The organism is Paraburkholderia sp. MM6662-R1 (genome assembly GCF_050436245.1).
GTDB classification, from domain to species: Bacteria; Pseudomonadota; Gammaproteobacteria; order Burkholderiales; family Burkholderiaceae; genus Paraburkholderia; species Paraburkholderia tuberum.
Window position 1 is genome coordinate 3,050,042 of the sequence record NZ_JBNDLV010000001.1, and the last position, 16,064, is coordinate 3,066,105.

17 protein-coding genes and 1 tRNA gene are annotated in these 16,064 nt (G+C 63.7%); 7 read left to right on the top strand and 11 right to left on the bottom strand.

All coding sequences use genetic code 11. The features are described 5' to 3' along the window. The first annotated feature begins 45 nt into the window (after nt 1-45). The 3 genes from argJ to OKW39_RS14425 are packed head-to-tail and all read left to right on the top strand — an operon-like array spanning nt 46 to nt 2,637. Nucleotides 46-1,287 carry a bifunctional glutamate N-acetyltransferase/amino-acid acetyltransferase ArgJ gene (gene argJ / locus OKW39_RS14415; protein ID WP_090801950.1) on the top strand — a complete coding sequence of 414 codons (1,242 nt, stop codon included), beginning with the start codon at nt 46-48 and terminating at the stop codon, nt 1,285-1,287. Between the two features lie 37 nt (nt 1,288-1,324). After that, the gene (locus tag OKW39_RS14420; RefSeq protein WP_090801949.1) at nt 1,325-2,194 is read left to right on the top strand and encodes an ATP-binding protein; all 870 of its coding nucleotides are present in this window, start codon (nt 1,325-1,327) and stop codon (nt 2,192-2,194) included. Further along, complete coding sequence (locus OKW39_RS14425; protein WP_187610011.1) at nt 2,191-2,637, top strand: NUDIX domain-containing protein; 447 nt, start codon at nt 2,191-2,193, stop codon at nt 2,635-2,637. The genes OKW39_RS14420 and OKW39_RS14425 overlap by 4 nt, the downstream gene beginning before the upstream one ends. Before the next feature lie 87 nt (nt 2,638-2,724). Here the strand turns inward: OKW39_RS14425 and OKW39_RS14430 are convergent, their stop codons facing one another. The 9 genes from OKW39_RS14430 to OKW39_RS14470 form a co-directional block, all read right to left on the bottom strand. Further along, complete coding sequence (locus tag OKW39_RS14430) at nt 2,725-2,928, bottom strand: DNA gyrase inhibitor YacG (protein WP_084754177.1); 204 nt, start codon at nt 2,926-2,928, stop codon at nt 2,725-2,727. A 123-nt stretch (nt 2,929-3,051) separates the two neighbouring features. After that, nucleotides 3,052-3,807, bottom strand: a complete 756-nt coding sequence (gene zapD / locus OKW39_RS14435; RefSeq protein WP_008921182.1) for a cell division protein ZapD — start codon at nt 3,805-3,807, stop codon at nt 3,052-3,054. Nucleotides 3,808-3,995: 188 nt separating this feature from the next. Then, complete coding sequence (gene coaE / locus OKW39_RS14440) at nt 3,996-4,610, bottom strand: dephospho-CoA kinase (RefSeq protein ID WP_429335348.1); 615 nt, start codon at nt 4,608-4,610, stop codon at nt 3,996-3,998. A 3-nt stretch (nt 4,611-4,613) separates the two neighbouring features. Further along, nucleotides 4,614-5,555, bottom strand: a complete 942-nt coding sequence (locus OKW39_RS14445; protein WP_429562915.1) for a prepilin peptidase — start codon at nt 5,553-5,555, stop codon at nt 4,614-4,616. Nucleotides 5,556-5,582: 27 nt separating this feature from the next. After that, nucleotides 5,583-6,821: a type II secretion system F family protein gene (locus OKW39_RS14450; protein ID WP_429562916.1), complete on the bottom strand. Its 1,239-nt coding sequence runs from the start codon at nt 6,819-6,821 to the stop codon at nt 5,583-5,585. Continuing rightward, complete coding sequence (locus OKW39_RS14455) at nt 6,818-8,074, bottom strand: GspE/PulE family protein (protein ID WP_429562917.1); 1,257 nt, start codon at nt 8,072-8,074, stop codon at nt 6,818-6,820. Before OKW39_RS14455 ends, OKW39_RS14450 begins: the two co-directional genes overlap by 4 nt. Before the next feature lie 147 nt (nt 8,075-8,221). Beyond that, nucleotides 8,222-9,520 carry an HlyC/CorC family transporter gene (locus OKW39_RS14460; protein WP_090801938.1) on the bottom strand — a complete coding sequence of 433 codons (1,299 nt, stop codon included), beginning with the start codon at nt 9,518-9,520 and terminating at the stop codon, nt 8,222-8,224. 242 nt (nt 9,521-9,762) lie between these two features. Next, nucleotides 9,763-9,839 (bottom strand) — tRNA-Pro (locus OKW39_RS14465). A gap of 49 nt (nt 9,840-9,888) precedes the next feature. Next, nucleotides 9,889-10,881 carry a polyprenyl synthetase family protein gene (locus OKW39_RS14470; protein WP_026229109.1) on the bottom strand — a complete coding sequence of 331 codons (993 nt, stop codon included), beginning with the start codon at nt 10,879-10,881 and terminating at the stop codon, nt 9,889-9,891. Nucleotides 10,882-11,166: 285 nt separating this feature from the next. Here OKW39_RS14470 and rplU point away from each other — a divergent pair, with 285 nt between their 5' ends. The 4 genes from rplU (at nt 11,167) to proB (ending at nt 14,311) form a co-directional block, all read left to right on the top strand. After that, nucleotides 11,167-11,478: a 50S ribosomal protein L21 gene (rplU, locus tag OKW39_RS14475; RefSeq protein WP_090801935.1), complete on the top strand. Its 312-nt coding sequence runs from the start codon at nt 11,167-11,169 to the stop codon at nt 11,476-11,478. Between the two features lie 25 nt (nt 11,479-11,503). Further along, nucleotides 11,504-11,764 (top strand): 50S ribosomal protein L27, encoded by a 261-nt coding sequence (gene rpmA, locus OKW39_RS14480; RefSeq protein ID WP_008923994.1) that lies wholly within the window; start codon nt 11,504-11,506, stop codon nt 11,762-11,764. A 237-nt stretch (nt 11,765-12,001) separates the two neighbouring features. Beyond that, entirely contained in the window at nt 12,002-13,123 is a 1,122-nt protein-coding gene (gene cgtA / locus OKW39_RS14485; RefSeq protein WP_184051016.1) for an Obg family GTPase CgtA, read from the top strand. Nucleotides 13,124-13,192: 69 nt separating this feature from the next. Then, nucleotides 13,193-14,311 (top strand): glutamate 5-kinase, encoded by a 1,119-nt coding sequence (proB, locus tag OKW39_RS14490; RefSeq protein WP_429562918.1) that lies wholly within the window; start codon nt 13,193-13,195, stop codon nt 14,309-14,311. Nucleotides 14,312-14,444: 133 nt separating this feature from the next. Here the strand turns inward: proB and OKW39_RS14495 are convergent, their stop codons facing one another. After that, nucleotides 14,445-15,002 (bottom strand): CNP1-like family protein, encoded by a 558-nt coding sequence (locus tag OKW39_RS14495; RefSeq protein ID WP_184058542.1) that lies wholly within the window; start codon nt 15,000-15,002, stop codon nt 14,445-14,447. A 76-nt stretch (nt 15,003-15,078) separates the two neighbouring features. Then, on the bottom strand, nt 15,079-15,828 hold the full coding sequence (locus OKW39_RS14500; protein WP_090801927.1) for an RNA pyrophosphohydrolase: 750 nt from the start codon (nt 15,826-15,828) through the stop codon (nt 15,079-15,081). Nucleotides 15,829-16,064: the final 236 nt, after the last annotated feature.

The following is a 16,064-nucleotide window of genomic DNA, read 5'->3' on the forward strand; positions in this document are numbered from 1 at the left end:
CCAGATGCCGGCGTCCGCCGGCATTTTCTTCGACAGGTCGCGACCATGGCTGTCAACTTTCCCTCGATCGATCCCGCTCAACTCCACCCCGTCGCCGGCGTCACGCTAGGCTGGGCGGAAGCGAATATCCGCAAACCGAACCGCAAGGACGTGCTCGTCATTTCCGTCGACGAAGGCGCGACGGTAGGCGGCGTGTTCACGCAGAACCGCTTCTGCGCGGCGCCCGTCACGGTCTGTCGCGAGAACCTGCAGCGCGTGCGCGCGGGCGGCAAGCCGATTCGCGCGCTGGTGATCAACACCGGCAACGCGAACGCGGGCACCGGTGAGCCGGGCCTCGCCGCGACGCGCGAAACCTGCGCGGAACTCGCGCGTCTCGCCGACATCGTGCCCGAGCAGGTGCTGCCGTTCTCGACGGGCGTGATTCTCGAACCGCTGCCGGTCGATCGTCTGAAGGCGGGCTTGCCGGCCGCGCTAGCGAACCGCAAGGAAGCGAACTGGTACGACGCGGCGCAGTCGATCATGACGACCGACACGCTGCCGAAGGCGAGCTCGCGCCAGGTCACGATCGACGGTCACACGGTCACGCTGACCGGCATCAGCAAGGGCGCCGGCATGATCAAGCCGAACATGGCGACCATGCTCGGCTTCCTCGCGTTCGACGCAGCCGTCGCGCAGCCGGTCCTCGACGAGCTCGTGAAGCACGTCGCGGATCGCTCGTTCAACTGCATCACGATCGATGGCGATACGTCGACCAACGATTCGTTCATCCTGATCGCGTCGGGCAAATCGAGCCTGCCCGCGATCACGTCCACCGATTCGCCCGCTTATGCAGCGCTGCGCGACGCGGTGACCGAGGTCGCGCAGAACCTCGCGCAACTGATCGTGCGCGACGGCGAGGGCGCGACCAAATTCATGACCGTGCATGTCGAAGGCGGCTCGAGCGTCGGCGAATGCCGCCAGATCGCCTACGCGATCGGCCACTCGCCGCTTGTCAAGACGGCCTTCTATGCATCGGACCCGAACCTCGGCCGTATTCTCGCGGCCATCGGCTATGCCGGCGTTGACGATCTCGACGTCGGCAAGATCGATCTGTATCTGGACGACGTGCTGGTCGCGACTGCCGGCGGACGCAACCCGGCCTACCGCGAAGAAGACGGCCAGCGCGTGATGAAAAAAAGCGAGATCGGCATTCGCGTCGTGCTCGGCCGCGGTAATGCGCAAGCCACGATCTGGACCTGCGATCTGTCGCACGACTACGTGAGCATCAACGCCGACTACCGCTCGTAATCAGCTTCAAAGCGCGGCCACGGGCCGCCTACTCACCATGGACAAACTCGAACAGTTTCTGAACCGGGCCGAAGCCGTGCTCGGCCGCCTGGAAGCGATGCTTCCGCCCGCCGCGCCGGACATCGACTGGTCGGCCGCGGTCGCTTTCCGCTGGCGCAAGCGCCAGGGTCGCGGCTACTTGCAGCCGGTGCATGCCATTTCGCCGATCACGCTCGACGACTTGCAGAACATCGATCGCCAGAAGGGGTTGATCGAACAGAACACGCGCCAGTTCGTGCGCGGTCAGCCGGCCAACAACGTGCTGCTGACGGGCGCGCGCGGTACCGGCAAGTCGTCGCTGATCAAGGCGTGCCTGAACGCGTATGCGAAAGACGGCCTGCGCCTGATCGAAGTGGACAAGGACGATCTGCACGACCTCGGCGACATCGTCGATCTGATCGCGAAGCGGCCGGAGCGCTTCGTCGTGTTCTGCGACGACCTGTCGTTCGAAGAAGGCGAGTCGGGCTACAAGGCGCTGAAGGTCGCGCTCGACGGCTCGGTGGCCGCGCAGTCCGACAACGTACTGATCTATGCGACGTCGAACCGCCGCCATCTGCTGCCCGAGTACATGAGCGACAACGAGACGTACAAGCACACTTCGGACGGCGAGATTCATCCGGGTGAACTGGTCGAAGAGAAGATTTCGCTGTCCGAGCGTTTCGGGCTGTGGGTCAGCTTCTATCCGTTCAAGCAGGACGACTACCTGACGATCATCGCGCACTGGCTGCGCCATTTCGGTTGCGACGACGCCGAGATCGAATCGGCGCGCGGCGATGCGCTCGTGTGGGCGCTCGAACGTGGCTCGCGCTCGGGACGGGTCGCATGGCAGTTCGCGCGCGACTGGTCCGGCCGTAAGACGCCGGCATGAGCGACGCTAACAAAAGCGCCGGCCATAGCGTCGGCGCCAACGGCGCGGGCCGTCCGGTCACCGAAGTCGCGGTTGGCGTGCTGGTGCAGCCGGATGGGCGCTATCTGCTCGCGCAGCGTCCGACGGGCAAGCCGTACGAGGGCTACTGGGAGTTTCCGGGCGGCAAGCTCGAAGCGGGCGAATCGGTCGAGGCCGCGCTCGCGCGCGAACTGCACGAGGAGCTGGGAATCGAGGTCGAGGCGAGCCATCTGTGGCATACGCTCGAACACGATTATCCGCACGCCTATGTGCGCCTCTTCTTCTGCAAGGTGACACAGTGGTCGGGCGAGCCGCACGGGCGTGAAGGCCAGGCCTTCGTCTGGCAGAGCTTGCCTGCGGATGTCTCGCCGTTGCTGCCGGCCACGATCCCGGTGCTGGAGTGGCTCGCGGCTGAGAAGAAGTGATTGATTGAAGGCAGTGACTGAAAAAGCCACGCGGTAGCGGGCGCTGTATCGGCAGCGCCGGTTCGCGTGGCTTTTTTACTGACTCGCTCAGTGCGGGTTGTAGTCGCCGCGCGGCGTTTCCTCTTCGGACGAAGATCCTTCCTGTTCGTTGCCGCCAATCCTGTATTTTTCGGCGGCCCATGCGCCCAGATCGGTCTGTTTGCAGCGCTCGGAGCAGAACGGACGGAAGCGGCTCTCGGAGGTCCAGCGGACATCTTTACCGCAGGTAGGACATTTGACGACGGTAGGCATACGGTCGGACGGTCAATCGCAAACGGAACAAGTAACGAATATAGGGCTATTTCGCGCCGGTTCAAAGGCGCGTTCGGTCAAATCCGGTGTGCGCTGCTCAATGCGGCGGTGATTGACAGGCGATTACAGGCTGCAGAGCGTGAGTTGGAACGGCACGTCGACGTCGACCGCGCGCGGCCGCAGATCGCCGTCCTGCACCGTAAAGCGCACCCACAGCATATACTTGTTGGCGCTCGCTTCGGGAATCACGCGCAATTCGGGAGCGACGCGAACCTGCATCAATTGATACGAGCGGCCCGACAGCATTTGCTGATAGCTGCCTTGCATCGCCATCACCTTCGACGCCTGGCCCGACTCACGCGCGAGCCGCAGCACGATGGTGGCCGCGTCGCGCAGCGGCAAAAGCGGTGTCACCCACTTGGCGATGTCCTGGCGACGCTGATCAGGATGCAACTGTTGCCACGCGTAATACGAGGGCAGGTCGAATTTGCAGGTACCACCGGGGATGATTGCGCGGCTGCGAATGCTCGCGAGCCACTCGTTGTCTGCAAGATGCTGGCCGGTCTTGCCTTGCATCTGCGTGAGCCCCGCAAGCGTCTGCTCGATTTCGCCGAGCACCGCTTCGAGCGCGTTCTGCTCGATGCCCGGATTGCCGCGAAATGGCGCGAGCGTTTGCCGCTGCCGCTCGAGCTCTTTCATCAGATCCGATTTCAGATCCGCGCGGCCCGCCACTTCGGAGATTTCGAACAGCGTTGTCAGTGCGACGTGATGTTCCCGCGCGTCTTCCTGAGTCAGAAAGAACGTGAAGCGCTCGAACAGATCTTCGAGCCGCAACAGCGTCCGGATTCGCTCATTGAAGGGGTACTCGTAAAGGATCAAGCGGGCTCGCCTCGGGCGTGGTCGGTGACAGGAATGCAAAACATTCTAATGCCGTGGGACTACCCAGGCAATCACGCACTTTTTCTGCGCGCTTTCGCAACTTTTTTGTGAGTTCCCGGTGTTATGAGCGCTTCGGCTGCCAGGTGCGCGCAAAGTTCAATGTGCCGGTGACGACGCGTCTGCGCGCGCTACAACTCGGCATCGCCCTTCGCCAGCGACAGATAGGCTTGATGGTGAGCGTCCACCTGCGCCTCGAGTTCTTCGAGCGGCGCATTGTCATTGACGATCACGTCGTCGGCGGCGGCGAGTCGCGCTTCGCGCGTGGCCTGGCGCGCAATGATTGCGAGCACCTGCTCACGGCTGAAGCCGTTGCGGCTCACCACACGCGCGATCTGCGTGTCGACGCTGCAATCGACGGTGAGCACGCGATTCACGCGGTTCTTCCAGGTCCCGGACTCGACCAGCAACGGCACCACGACGATCACATACGGTCCTTTCGCTTCGCGCTCTTCGCGCTCGGTTTCCGCGCGAATCAGCGGATGCGTGATGCCTTCGAGACGTTTGCGCGCGGTCTCGTCGCTGAACACGAGCGTGCGCATGCGCGCGCGATCGAGGGAGCCGTCGGCGGCGACGAATTGCGCGCCGAATGCGGCGGCGATGTGCGGCATTGCGAGGCCATGCGGCGCGGTGATGCGATGCGCGATCACGTCCGTGTCGACGAGCGGCACGCCGCGCGCGGCGAACAGATCGGCCACCGTCGATTTGCCGCTGCCGATGCCGCCAGTGAGTCCCACAACGAACATGGTTCAGCCCCCCAGAGCCAGATAAAGCGGCGTGCCGGCAAACAGCGTCAACACACCGCCCGCCGCGAGAAACGGCCCGAACGGCAGCGGCTCCTCGAAGCGCATTCGGCCGCGCCACGTCGCCGCGAGGCCGATCACGGCACCGGCCACCGCGGCGACCAGCACGATCTGCGGCAGCGCGGGCCAGCCGAGCCACGCGCCGAGCGCGGCGAGCAGCTTGAAGTCGCCATAGCCCATGCCTTCGATACCACGCACGAGCTTGAACGCCCAATGCACGGCCCACAACGCCAGATATCCGAAGATAGCGCCGAGCACCGCATCATGCAGATTCGTGAACATGCCGTTGAAATTGACGATCAGGCCGGCCCACAACAGCGGCAGCGTCAAGGAGTCGGGCAGCAAATGCGTGTCGACGTCGATCGCGCTCATCGCGAGCAACGTCGCGCACAGGCCGAACGCGGCGAGTGCCGTCAGCGTCGGGCCGAACGCTATCAGTGCGCCTGCCGCGAAAGCGGCGCTCGCGATTTCGAGCAGCGGATAGCGTGCGCTGATATGCGTGCCGCACGCGGAACAACGGCCGCGTAACAGCAGGTAGCTCAGCACCGGCAAGTTTTCCCACGCGCTCAGCACATGGCCGCAATGCGGGCACGCGCTGCGCGGCACCCACAGGTTGTAGCGCGCGGGCAGTCCGTGGTCGGGCGGCGGCACGTCGGTGGTCTCGCTGATTTCGGCGCGCCATGCACGCTCGAGCATGATCGGCAATCGATGCACGACCACGTTCAGGAAGCTGCCAATCACGAGGCCAAGCACGATCGCGAATGCGATCTGCACGCCGGCGGGCAGGCTCGCGAGCGCGAGGCCGATATCGCTGGCAAAGCGGCCCGGCAGTAAGCCCGCGAGCAGGCTGGAGAAAGTTTGTGACACGAGCGGAAGAGGAGCCTGCATGGTGACGAAGTGGATTCGGCTGCGATGCTACACCACGTTGCCGAGTTGAATAATGGGAAGATACATCGCGATGACGAGGCCGCCGACCAGTGTGCCGAGCACGACGATCACGAGCGGTTCACACAGGCTCGATAGCGTGCCGATCCTGTCGTCGACCTGGCGATCCGCAAGCGACGCGACATCGAGCAGCATGCTGTCGAGCGCGCCGGATTCCTCCGCGACCGCAACGGGCTGCACGACTTCGGGAGGAAAGCAGCGGGCCGCGAGCATAGCCGCGGCGAGTCGTTCGCCGCGCCGCAATCTGATGGCGATGCTTGCCGTCGCGCGATCGAAGAAGGCATTGCCGGTCGCCTGAGTGAGCGAATCGAATGCGTCGGCGAGCGGCGTGCCGGCGGACAGCAAGGTGCCAAGCGCGCGACTCCAGCGCGCCGCGCACAGCGTGCGCAGCAGCGGGCCGGCCACCGGCAGGTCGAGCGACAGGCGCGCGAAGCGGATGCGCGCGCCTACCGAACGACGCAGCACGAGCGTGAAGGCCGAGCTCATTGCGAGCATCAGTATGAACAGCGGCACACTCCAGCGCGCGGCGGCCGCCGAGAGCGCCAGCACGAACTGCGTCGGCGCGGGCAGCTTCGCGCCGAAGCCATCGAAGATCTGCTTGAACGTCGGCACGACCCACACCAGCAATGCGGCAGTTATCGCGAGCGCGAGCAGCAGGATCGCGGCTGGATAGGTGAGAGCCGCGCGCACCTTCGCGCGCTGCGCAGCGGCGCGTTCGCGATCGTCGGCGAGGCGGGCGAGCACGGTGACGAGCGCGCCCGCCGCTTCGCCCACCTCGACGAGCTGGCAATACAGCGCATTGAACTGCGCCGGGTGCCGCTGCAAGGCCGCCGAAAACTGCAGGCCGGCGGTGATGTCGCGCGCGATAGTGCCGACGATGCGCGGCATGCCTTGCCGCTGACCCGACGTCGACGCCTGCGCGAGTAGTTCGAGCGCGGGCGCGAGCGCCAAACCGGCACGCAGCAGACTGGACAGTTGTCGCGTGAACAGCGTGACAGCGGCCGCGCTCGTCTTCGGGCGTGGCGCCGGCCCTTGCGTTGCGAGTTCGACGATAAAGAGGTTGTCGCGTTTGAGCATCGTGCGTGCGGCGCTCGCGTCGGGCGCGATCAGCGTGCCGCTCTGGCGCGTGCCGTCCGCGTCGACGCCGCGCCATCTGAAGCGTAGGTCGGCTGAGACGGACCGGGTTGGTGACAGCGCGGCGGTACTCATGCGACCTCCGTGGCGGCGAGCGCTTCGGCGAGACTCGTGGTGCCGTCGCGCACGCGCGCAAGCGCCGCGTCGCGTAACGTCGCGACCTGTTCCATCTGCGCGAGGCGCGCCAGCTCGTGCGCGCCCGCGCTTGCGACGATCTGCTCACGCATCGCGTCGGAGACGGGCATCACCTGATGAATGCCGACGCGCCCCCGATAGCCGATGCCATGACAAACCGCGCAGCCGGTCGCCGCATACGGTTGCCAGCCGTCGAGGTCATGTTCGCCAAAGCCCGCGGCGTGGAGTGCCGCCGGCGAATGCGGCGCGGGCGCGCGGCATGCGACGCACAGTCGCCGCACCAGCCGCTGCGCGGTCACCATGCGCAGCGCGGCGGCAAGGTTGTACGGCTCGACACCGATGTCGATGAGCCGCGCGATGGCCGCGGGCGCGTCGTTCGTATGCAGCGTGGACAGCACGAGGTGACCGGTTTGGGCGGCCTTCACGGCAACGTCGGCGGTTTCGTTGTCGCGGATTTCGCCGACCATGATCACGTCCGGGTCCTGACGCAGAAAAGCCCGCAGCGCGACCGCGAAAGTCAGTCCGGCTTTTTCGCGCACGCTGACCTGGTTGATGCCGGCCAGCTGGATCTCGGCTGGGTCTTCCACCGAGCAGAGGTTGCGTGCCTCGCCGTTCAGCAGGTTCAGGAAGCAGTACAGCGATAGTGTCTTGCCGCTGCCCGTCGGTCCGGTGACGAGCATCAGACCGTGCGGCGCGCGGATCGCGGCGTCGACGGCTTCGCGCTGCTGCGGATCGAGGCCGAGCGAATCGAGCGAAAGATCGGCGGGCAACGCGTCGAGCCGTCGTAGCACGAGCTTTTCGCCGAACAGTGTCGGCAGCGAATTGACGCGGTAATCCTCGAGCCGCCCTGGCGACGTCGCGAGGCGTAGCCGGCCGTCCTGCGGCACGCGTCGCTCGGCGATGTCCATGCGCGCGAGCACTTTCACACGCGTGACGAACGCGTCGCGCAGATGGGCGGGCGGCCGCGGGATTTCATGCAGCACGCCGTCGATACGCAGGCGCACACGCCAGCCATGCTCGGCCGGCTCGATGTGGATATCCGACGCATTGCGCCGCGTCGCTTCGTGCAACGTGTCGGTCAACAGACGCACGGCTGGGGCGTTGTCGGGATCGTTCAGACTCGTTGCGCTGGATTCGCCGTCGATAGCGAGTGGGCGCGGCAATGCCGCGGCGGTGGCAAAAGGTGTTTGCATGAGAGACCGGTGATGAGCCGCCTTTAGAACATGACGGCTTCATCTTCCGGTTGCGGGCGTCCGAATGCCATTCGGCCATTCGGCTAATGGCGCGTTTCGCGAGCCTGTGCGATGCTGACCGTAAATCAGCGTGCGGCGGCGCGAAGTTCACCCTGACCGTGCTTTACCGGCCTTCGTGCGCGACGGCGGTTTGAAAAGCTTGACGGTGCGGATCGCCTGATCGTCGCTGCGCATCACTTCGAGCTTGGTGTCTCCGATGTGGACGCAGACGTCGCCGTCGGGGATGTCTTCGAGGATTTCGAGAATCAGGCCGTTCAGCGTTTTGGGGCCATCGGTGGGTAGCCCCAGTTGCAGCCAGCGGTTCAGCTCGCGCAACGGCATGCTTCCCGCGACGATGCATTCGCCCGCCTCGTTCCAGCCGCCGCGCGAGCTGGCGCTACGCGGAATCGACGTGGTGAATTCGCCGATCAGTTCCTCGATGATGTCTTCCGGTGTGACGAGGCCTTGCAGTTCGCCGTATTCGTTGACGACGAGCGCGATGCGTTGCCGGCTCTCCTGAAAGTATTGCAGCTGCTGGAACACCGGCGTGCCGCTTGGCACGAAGTACGGCTCGGCGAGCAGCTCGCGCAAGGTATCGCGCTCGAGCTCCTGGTTGTGCAGCGCTGACAGCGTCTTGCGCACGTGCAGCACACCGAGCACGCGGTCGATGTCGCCCTGGTAGACGATCAGCTTGTTGTGATAGCAGGTCTCCAGTTGATGCAGGATCTGTTCGAACGGGGCATCGAAGTCGAGGGCCTCGATACGGCGACGCGGGATCATCACGTCATCGACGGAGATGTTTTCGAGGTCGAACAGGTTCAGCAGGATGCTGCGGTGCTTGGTGGGCATGAAGCTTCCCGACTCGAGCACGATGGTGCGCAGTTCTTCGGTGGACAGCCGCTGGTCGCGCGCGCCCTTCGTGTTGATGTGCAGCACGCGCAGGATGCCGGTCGCGAACAGGTTGACAAACCAGATCAGTGGTCTCGCGACGCGCATCAACGGCGCGATCAGCAGGCTCGCGGGTAGCGCGATTTTCTCGGGAAACGTCGCGCCGACGATCTTCGGTGTGATCTCCGCGAACACGATAATGAGGAACGCGACGATACCGGTCGCGATCGACAGCACGAGGCTATTGCGGCCGAACGTATGCAGCGCGAGCGATGTCGTCAGTACCGGAATGATCGTGTTGAACAGGTTGTTGCCGATGAGGATCACGCCGAGCAGCTGATCGGTTTTTGCGAGCAGGCCCTGAGTCGTCTTTGCGCCGAGCGTGTTCTTGCTGGCGAGATGTTTGAGGCGATGACGATTGAGCGCCATCATCGCTGTCTCGGAAATGGAAAAGAAGGCGGAGCAGACAAGCAGCAGAAGGACGGCGCCGATCTGCGCCCATAAGGGAAGTTGTTCCACGCGTCGTGAAAAATAAGGGAAAGGATGGAGAGAATATAGCAGAGGGGGCCGGGTGCTCCGGTGTGGACGACGGCCGACGCCGCTAGGACGACAACGTGGCAACGTACGCGCTGTGCCTGGCGAGCCGGAGGAAAGAAAGCGGCGAAGGGCAGCACGAGAGCAACGAAAAAAGCGCCGCGCAAAACAAAAAACCGCCCAGCAACGCTGCGGCGGTTTTGAACCTTGAGCTAACAAGGAGAATCTGGTCGGGGTGAGAGGATTCGAACCTCCGGCCTCTACGTCCCGAACGTAGCGCTCTACCAGGCTAAGCTACACCCCGATTGGGTACTGCTGACTCGATTCAGACTAATTCGGTGTTTCAGTCTCGTTCAAGACTGTCTTGCCGTCGAGTAAGAGCATAATTCTAGCAGGCTCTCTTTGAAAATGGAATGGGGAAATGACGAAATTGCTGCCGCGGCTGCCTGCGCCTCCTGTTTCGCGCACTCGAGCGTGTGATCCAGCGCGCCCGAGCGCGTGATCGCGTCGAAAATCGTATCGAAACGGTCAGTGCCACCTTGCTCGATGGCTTCGCGCGCGAGCGCCGACTGCTCGGGCGTGCCGCGTTCGATCAGATAGATGAGCGGAAGCGTCGGTTTGCCTTCGCGCAGATCGTCGCCGGCGTTCTTGCCCATCGACTCGGCCGTGCCCGTGTAGTCGAGCCAGTCGTCCATGATCTGGAACGCGGTGCCGATGCGACGACCGTACTCGGCGGCGGCGGCTTCGGTTTTCGCGTCCGCGCCGGCCAGCACCGCGCCGAGCTGGGCGGCCGCCTCGAACAACTTTGCGGTCTTGTAGCGGATCACCTGCATGTAACGGGCTTCGTCGACGTCGGCATCGTGCATGTTCAACAACTGCAGCACTTCGCCTTCAGAGATGATGTTGGTCGCCTCCGACAGAATTTCCATCACGCGCATCTTGCCCACGCCGACCATCATCTGGAACGACCGTGAGTAAAGAAAGTCACCGACCAGCACGCTCGCCGCGTTGCCGAACAGCGCATTGGCGGTCTGGCGGCCGCGCCTCAGGTCGGACTCGTCGACCACGTCGTCATGCAGCAGCGTGGCCGTGTGGATGAATTCGACGACCGCTGCCAGCTCGTGCCGGTGCCCCGTCGTATCGCCCAGCGCGCCCGCCACCAGCAACAGCAGCGCGGGCCGCAGCCGCTTGCCGCCGGCGCTGATGATGTACTCGGAAATCTGATTGATCAGCATCACGTCCGACGCAAGACGTTGCCGGATGACGCGATTGACCTGCTGCATGTCTTCGGCGATCGGAGCAAGCAGGCTGGCGACGTTGGGGGAGGTGGTGGCAGTCGACGACATGATGGCTGAATTGGGTAGTGCCGCGAATTATAAGGCGATCGGGGCGCTTCCGGGTCGTCGGCTGCGGCGTGGATGCGTTCCGCATGGCGCGCGGGGCGCCTGCCAAGGCCGTCTGCGGGGCGCCGCGCGTCGCAGGTATGCCATCTGCGAGCGCCTGCGAGGGAGGGCAAAGCCGGACGGTAGACGGTTTGGTAAGCAGGTTTTGACCGAGCAGCTAACTCTATGTATAATTGACAGTTTCCGCGCGCGGTGCGTGGGAAAAATGAATACAGAGTGAGGTTCTCAATGTACGCGGTCATAAAAACCGGTGGCAAGCAGTACAAGGTTGCCGTCGGCGAAAAACTTAAAGTAGAACAGATACCGGCAGACATTGACGCTGAAATCACGCTCGACCAGGTTCTCGCAGTGGGCGAAGGCGAATCGATTAAGTTCGGTACGCCGCTGGTCAGTGGGGCTTCCGTCAAGGCTACCGTCGTGTCGCAAGGTCGTCACGCCAAAGTGACGATCTTCAAGATGCGTCGCCGGAAGCACTACCAGAAGCATGGCGGCCACCGCCAGAACTATACCGAACTGCGCATCGACGCGATCGACGCGTAAGCGCACCGGTTAAGGAGCAAATCAAATGGCACACAAAAAGGCAGGCGGATCGTCCCGAAACGGCCGCGACTCCGAGTCGAAGCGCCTCGGCGTGAAGGTTTACGGCGGCCAGGCTATCAACGCTGGTGGCATCATCGTGCGTCAGCGCGGTACGCGCATGCACGCTGGCGAGAACGTCGGCATGGGCAAGGATCACACCCTGTTCGCGCTGAAGGACGGCCACGTCCAGTTCTCGACGAAGGGCGCGGCGAAGAAGCACACCGTTTCCGTCGTCCCGGCAGCCTGAGTTTAATCAAGCACGGGCTTCAGGACCGGAAAAAGGCCCCGCGAAGTACGCGGGGCTTTTTTTATTGCGGCGCCTCTTTAGCTTGGCGCCGAAGCCGCGCAGCCGACCGCTCCTCATCGGCGGACTACGCCGGTCGGTCGATTGATCAACGCGCGGCGCGCGCGGCAAAATAGCAGCATCCAATCAGTATCAACCCCTGCATCGAATCGGGCAGTACACCACGGGACGGAGTAACACATGAAGTTCATTGACGAAGCGAGGATTGAAGTCATCGCCGGCGACGGAGGGGATGGCAGCGCGTCGATGCGCCGCGAGAAGTTCGTCCCGTTCGGCGGCCCCGATGGCGGTGACGGCGGCCGGGGCGGCAGCGTGATCGCGGTGGCTGACCGCAACATCAACACGCTGATCGATTACCGCTACGCGAAAAAACATCTGGCGCGCAACGGCGAAAACGGCCGCGGCTCGGATTGCTACGGCAAGGGCGGTGATGACATCACGCTGCGCATGCCGGTCGGCACCACCATCACGGACATGGAAACCGGCGAGCTGATCGCCGATCTGACCGAGCACAACCAGAGCGTGCAAATCGCGCAAGGGGGAGCCGGCGGCCTCGGCAACCTCCATTTCAAGTCCAGCACGAACCGCGCGCCGCGTCAGAAGACCGACGGCAAGCCGGGCGAGCGCCGCATGGTCCGCCTCGAACTGAAAGTGCTGGCCGACGTCGGTCTGCTCGGCATGCCGAATGCCGGCAAGTCGACGTTTATCTCGTCGGTGTCGAACGCGAAGCCGAAAATCGCCGATTATCCGTTCACCACGCTCGCGCCGAACCTCGGCGTCGTGCGCGTCGGGCCGAGCCGCAGCTTCGTGATTGCCGACATTCCGGGGCTGATCGAAGGCGCGGCGGAAGGCGCCGGCCTAGGCCATCAATTCCTGCGTCACCTGCAGCGCACCGGGCTGCTGCTGCACATCGTCGACATCGCACCGTTCGATGAATCGATCGATCCGGTCGCCGAAGCGAAGGCGATCGTCAACGAATTGCGCAAGTACGACGAAGAGCTTTATCAGAAGCCGCGCTGGCTTGTGCTGAACAAGCTGGACATGGTGCCTGAGGACGATCGCGAAGCGCGCGTGGCGGCGTTCCTCGAAGGCTTCGGCTGGGACGGTCCGGTGTTCGAGATCTCGGCGCTGACTGGCCAGGGCTGTGAAAATCTTTGCTACGCCGTGTTCGACTATCTCGCCGAGCACTCCGACGCGCAACGCGCGGCCGAAGCCGAAGACCTGGCCTCCGACGTGCGTTTCCGCGACGGGACGCAAGTACCGGCCGCGACCCGCGAAGCCGGCACCGATCCGCAGGAATAACAACTCGAGCGCCGGCGCCAGCGGCGGGTGCCGGTATGCATCACGCGTCATCTTGGGAGACAGCGCACAATGCGTTCCGTCATCGCAGATTCACGGCGATTGGTCGTCAAAGTCGGTTCGAGTCTCGTCACGAACGACGGGCGCGGCCTCGATCATGCGGCGATCGGCCGCTGGGCCGCGCAAATTGCCGCACTGCGCGCGCAAGGCAAGGAAGTGGTGCTGGTCAGCTCGGGCGCGATCGCCGAGGGCATGCAGCGGCTCGGCTGGACGAAGCGGCCGCGTGAAATCGATGAGCTGCAGGCGGCCGCGGCGGTCGGTCAGATGGGGCTCGCGCAAGTGTACGAAAGCCGCTTCGCCGAACATTCCATCCAGACTGCGCAGATCCTGCTTACTCACGCTGACCTTGCTGACCGCGAGCGCTATCTGAACGCTCGCTCCACGCTGCTCACGCTGCTGGGGCTCGGAGTTGTACCGATCATCAACGAGAACGACACGGTCGTCACCGACGAAATCAAGTTCGGCGACAACGACACGCTCGGCGCGCTGGTTGCCAATCTGATCGAGGGCGACGCGCTGATCATTCTGACGGACCAGCAAGGCCTCTTCACCGCAGATCCGCGCAAGGACCCGACCGCGACACTAGTCCAGCAAGCCGACGCCGGCGCGCCCGAGCTCGAGGCGATGGCGGGCGGTGCGGGCTCGAGCCTCGGCCGCGGCGGCATGCTGACCAAGATTCTCGCTGCGAAGCGTGCGGCCCATAGCGGCGCCAATACGGTGATCGCGAGTGGGCGCGCGTCGGACGTGCTGGTGAGACTGGCGGCCGGCGAGGCGATCGGCACCCAACTGATCGCGCGCACCGCGCGCATGGCGGCGCGCAAGCAATGGATGGCCGATCACCTGCAGGTGCGCGGCCACGTCGTGATCGATGACGGCGCGGTCGAAAAACTGACCGCCGGCGGCAAGAGCTTGCTGCCGATCGGCATCGTCGGTGTGCAGGGTGCATTCGCGCGCGGCGAGGTGATCGCGTGTCTGAGCGCGTCAGGCCGCGAGGTCGCACGTGGTTTGACGAACTACAGCAGCGCGGAAACCAAACTGATCCAGCGGCGTCCGAGCGGCGAAATTGAGTCAGTGCTCGGCTATATGCTCGAGCCCGAACTGATTCATCGCGACAATCTCGTGGTGCTTTGATCTGCGAGGCGGCGCGCATATCGCGCGTATGAAGAGCCAACAATTAAGCCGTTCCAGCGCAGGCTGGAACGGCTTTTTAATCGTCACGGATAAGCAACGGCGCCTGAGTCGGGCGCGCGCCGCGCAACCGGCCTCAATGAATCTGCGACGTCTGCGTGCGCTTGTAACGAATGTTCTCGACGATGTGCTGCGCGCTGCCGGTCGGAATCTTGTTGGCGCACATATAGTCCTGATACAACGCGGCCTGGTACGCATTCAGCGCGCCGTTTTCTATCCGCGAAAACGGGTTTGCGACCGTCGTGTCCCAGCCGTCGTGATCGGCGTTCAGGCCCGCATACTGACGCCATTCATACGTATCGCAACGGATGCCCTCGTAATTGACGTTGCGCGCACCGCCCGGGCTCGTGACGACCACCGTGTAACGCACCACGCCGTCGTCGCCGACGCTGACGGACTTCGGGTCGATCGCAAATTGCAGCGGCGTATTGCCGGAGACTTCGAACGGCAGCAGGTTCGCGTCGGAGGGCAGCGGCGGCAACGTGTCGACCTTGTTTTCAACCCAGTTGCTCTTGCGATCCAGCAGATAGGTGAACTCGCTGTCGTCTTTGTTGGTCGGTTTGCCGGCGCTCGAACAGCCTGCCAGCAGGGCGCCGGTGGCGACGCACGCCACGGCGAATGCAAGTGCTTTCAATCTGATTCCCTCGAGAGACAGACGCGGCTCGAAAGCCGCGCCAGAGAGAGGCGGCGCGAGCCGCCGCCTGGAATGGTTAATCGCGCACGCCTCGTCGGACTAACGGGGCGACGGCCTCGTCGGCTTCGGCCGTTTCGCGCTCATCCTCCGATCTCATGTTGGCATCCGGTGAGCCGGGACCGCAATCCGGCGCGACCAGCACGTGCGTCGAAGTTTCGACGCTGACCGAAGTTACGGTCGTGACGGTGGTGACCACCGTGCTTACCGTGGAATCCGGCGGGCTTTGCATCGACGACGCTATCCGGGGATAACGCGACCCATGATGCCCGCCAGGTTTTTCCGCACGCGGCGCAGGCCGGCGCATGAAACGGGACAGCTCCGTTAGCGCCAACTGATACACATCCCGCTTGAACTCGATCACACAGTCGAGCGGCACCCAATACTCGTTCCAACGCCACGCATCGAACTCAGGGTGGTCGGTGGCGCGCAAACAGATGTCGCAGTCGCGTCCTACCATCCGGAGCAAAAACCAGATTTGTTTCTGGCCGCGGTAATGACCGCGTACTTCGCGCTTGATGAACTTGTCAGGCACCTCATAACGCAACCAGTCGCGCGTGCGACCGATCACCTTGACGTGCTCAGGAAGCAGCCCGGTCTCTTCGTGTAACTCCCGATACATCGCTTGCACGGGGGTCTCACCATATTTGATGCCCCCTTGCGGAAACTGCCAGGAATGTTCACGGAGTCGTTTGCCCCAAAACACCTCGTTGTGCGCGTTCAAGAGGATGATGCCGACGTTCGGGCGAAAGCCTTCACGATCCAGCATACAACCACCTTCGAATCCTTTAAAATTGCTTTGATTATAAACAGATAACGGACCCTTCGCACCGAATCGCATCAGAATGGAGCGATTCGCCGCAACAGGCCCGGGTTTGCGGTAGCCTGTCGGTTTTCCGTGCCTATCCCTTGTGAGAGAGGCTTTGCGCGGCGGTTTCGGCGCCGCACGGGGGCAGGGCGCCCCCAGTCGGGCGAACCCTGCCGGCTTCGCCGCGGATCTGTGTC

Bases quoted from the DNA above. Each gene is read 5' to 3' on its own strand.
- argJ (WP_090801950.1), top strand. From the start codon at position 46: ATGGCTGTCAACTTTCCCTCGATCGATCCCGCTCAACTCCACCCCGTC.
- OKW39_RS14420 (WP_090801949.1), top strand. From the start codon at position 1,325: ATGGACAAACTCGAACAGTTTCTGAACCGGGCCGAAGCCGTGCTCGGC.
- OKW39_RS14425 (WP_187610011.1), top strand. From the start codon at position 2,191: ATGAGCGACGCTAACAAAAGCGCCGGCCATAGCGTCGGCGCCAACGGC.
- OKW39_RS14430 (WP_084754177.1), bottom strand. From the start codon at position 2,928: ATGCCTACCGTCGTCAAATGTCCTACCTGCGGTAAAGATGTCCGCTGG.
- coaE (WP_429335348.1), bottom strand. From the start codon at position 4,610: ATGTTCGTTGTGGGACTCACTGGCGGCATCGGCAGCGGCAAATCGACG.
- OKW39_RS14445 (WP_429562915.1), bottom strand. From the start codon at position 5,555: ATGCAGGCTCCTCTTCCGCTCGTGTCACAAACTTTCTCCAGCCTGCTC.
- OKW39_RS14450 (WP_429562916.1), bottom strand. From the start codon at position 6,821: ATGAGTACCGCCGCGCTGTCACCAACCCGGTCCGTCTCAGCCGACCTA.
- OKW39_RS14455 (WP_429562917.1), bottom strand. From the start codon at position 8,074: ATGCAAACACCTTTTGCCACCGCCGCGGCATTGCCGCGCCCACTCGCT.
- OKW39_RS14470 (WP_026229109.1), bottom strand. From the start codon at position 10,881: ATGTCGTCGACTGCCACCACCTCCCCCAACGTCGCCAGCCTGCTTGCT.
- rplU (WP_090801935.1), top strand. From the start codon at position 11,167: ATGTACGCGGTCATAAAAACCGGTGGCAAGCAGTACAAGGTTGCCGTC.
- rpmA (WP_008923994.1), top strand. From the start codon at position 11,504: ATGGCACACAAAAAGGCAGGCGGATCGTCCCGAAACGGCCGCGACTCC.
- cgtA (WP_184051016.1), top strand. From the start codon at position 12,002: ATGAAGTTCATTGACGAAGCGAGGATTGAAGTCATCGCCGGCGACGGA.
- proB (WP_429562918.1), top strand. From the start codon at position 13,193: ATGCGTTCCGTCATCGCAGATTCACGGCGATTGGTCGTCAAAGTCGGT.
- OKW39_RS14500 (WP_090801927.1), bottom strand. From the start codon at position 15,828: ATGCTGGATCGTGAAGGCTTTCGCCCGAACGTCGGCATCATCCTCTTG.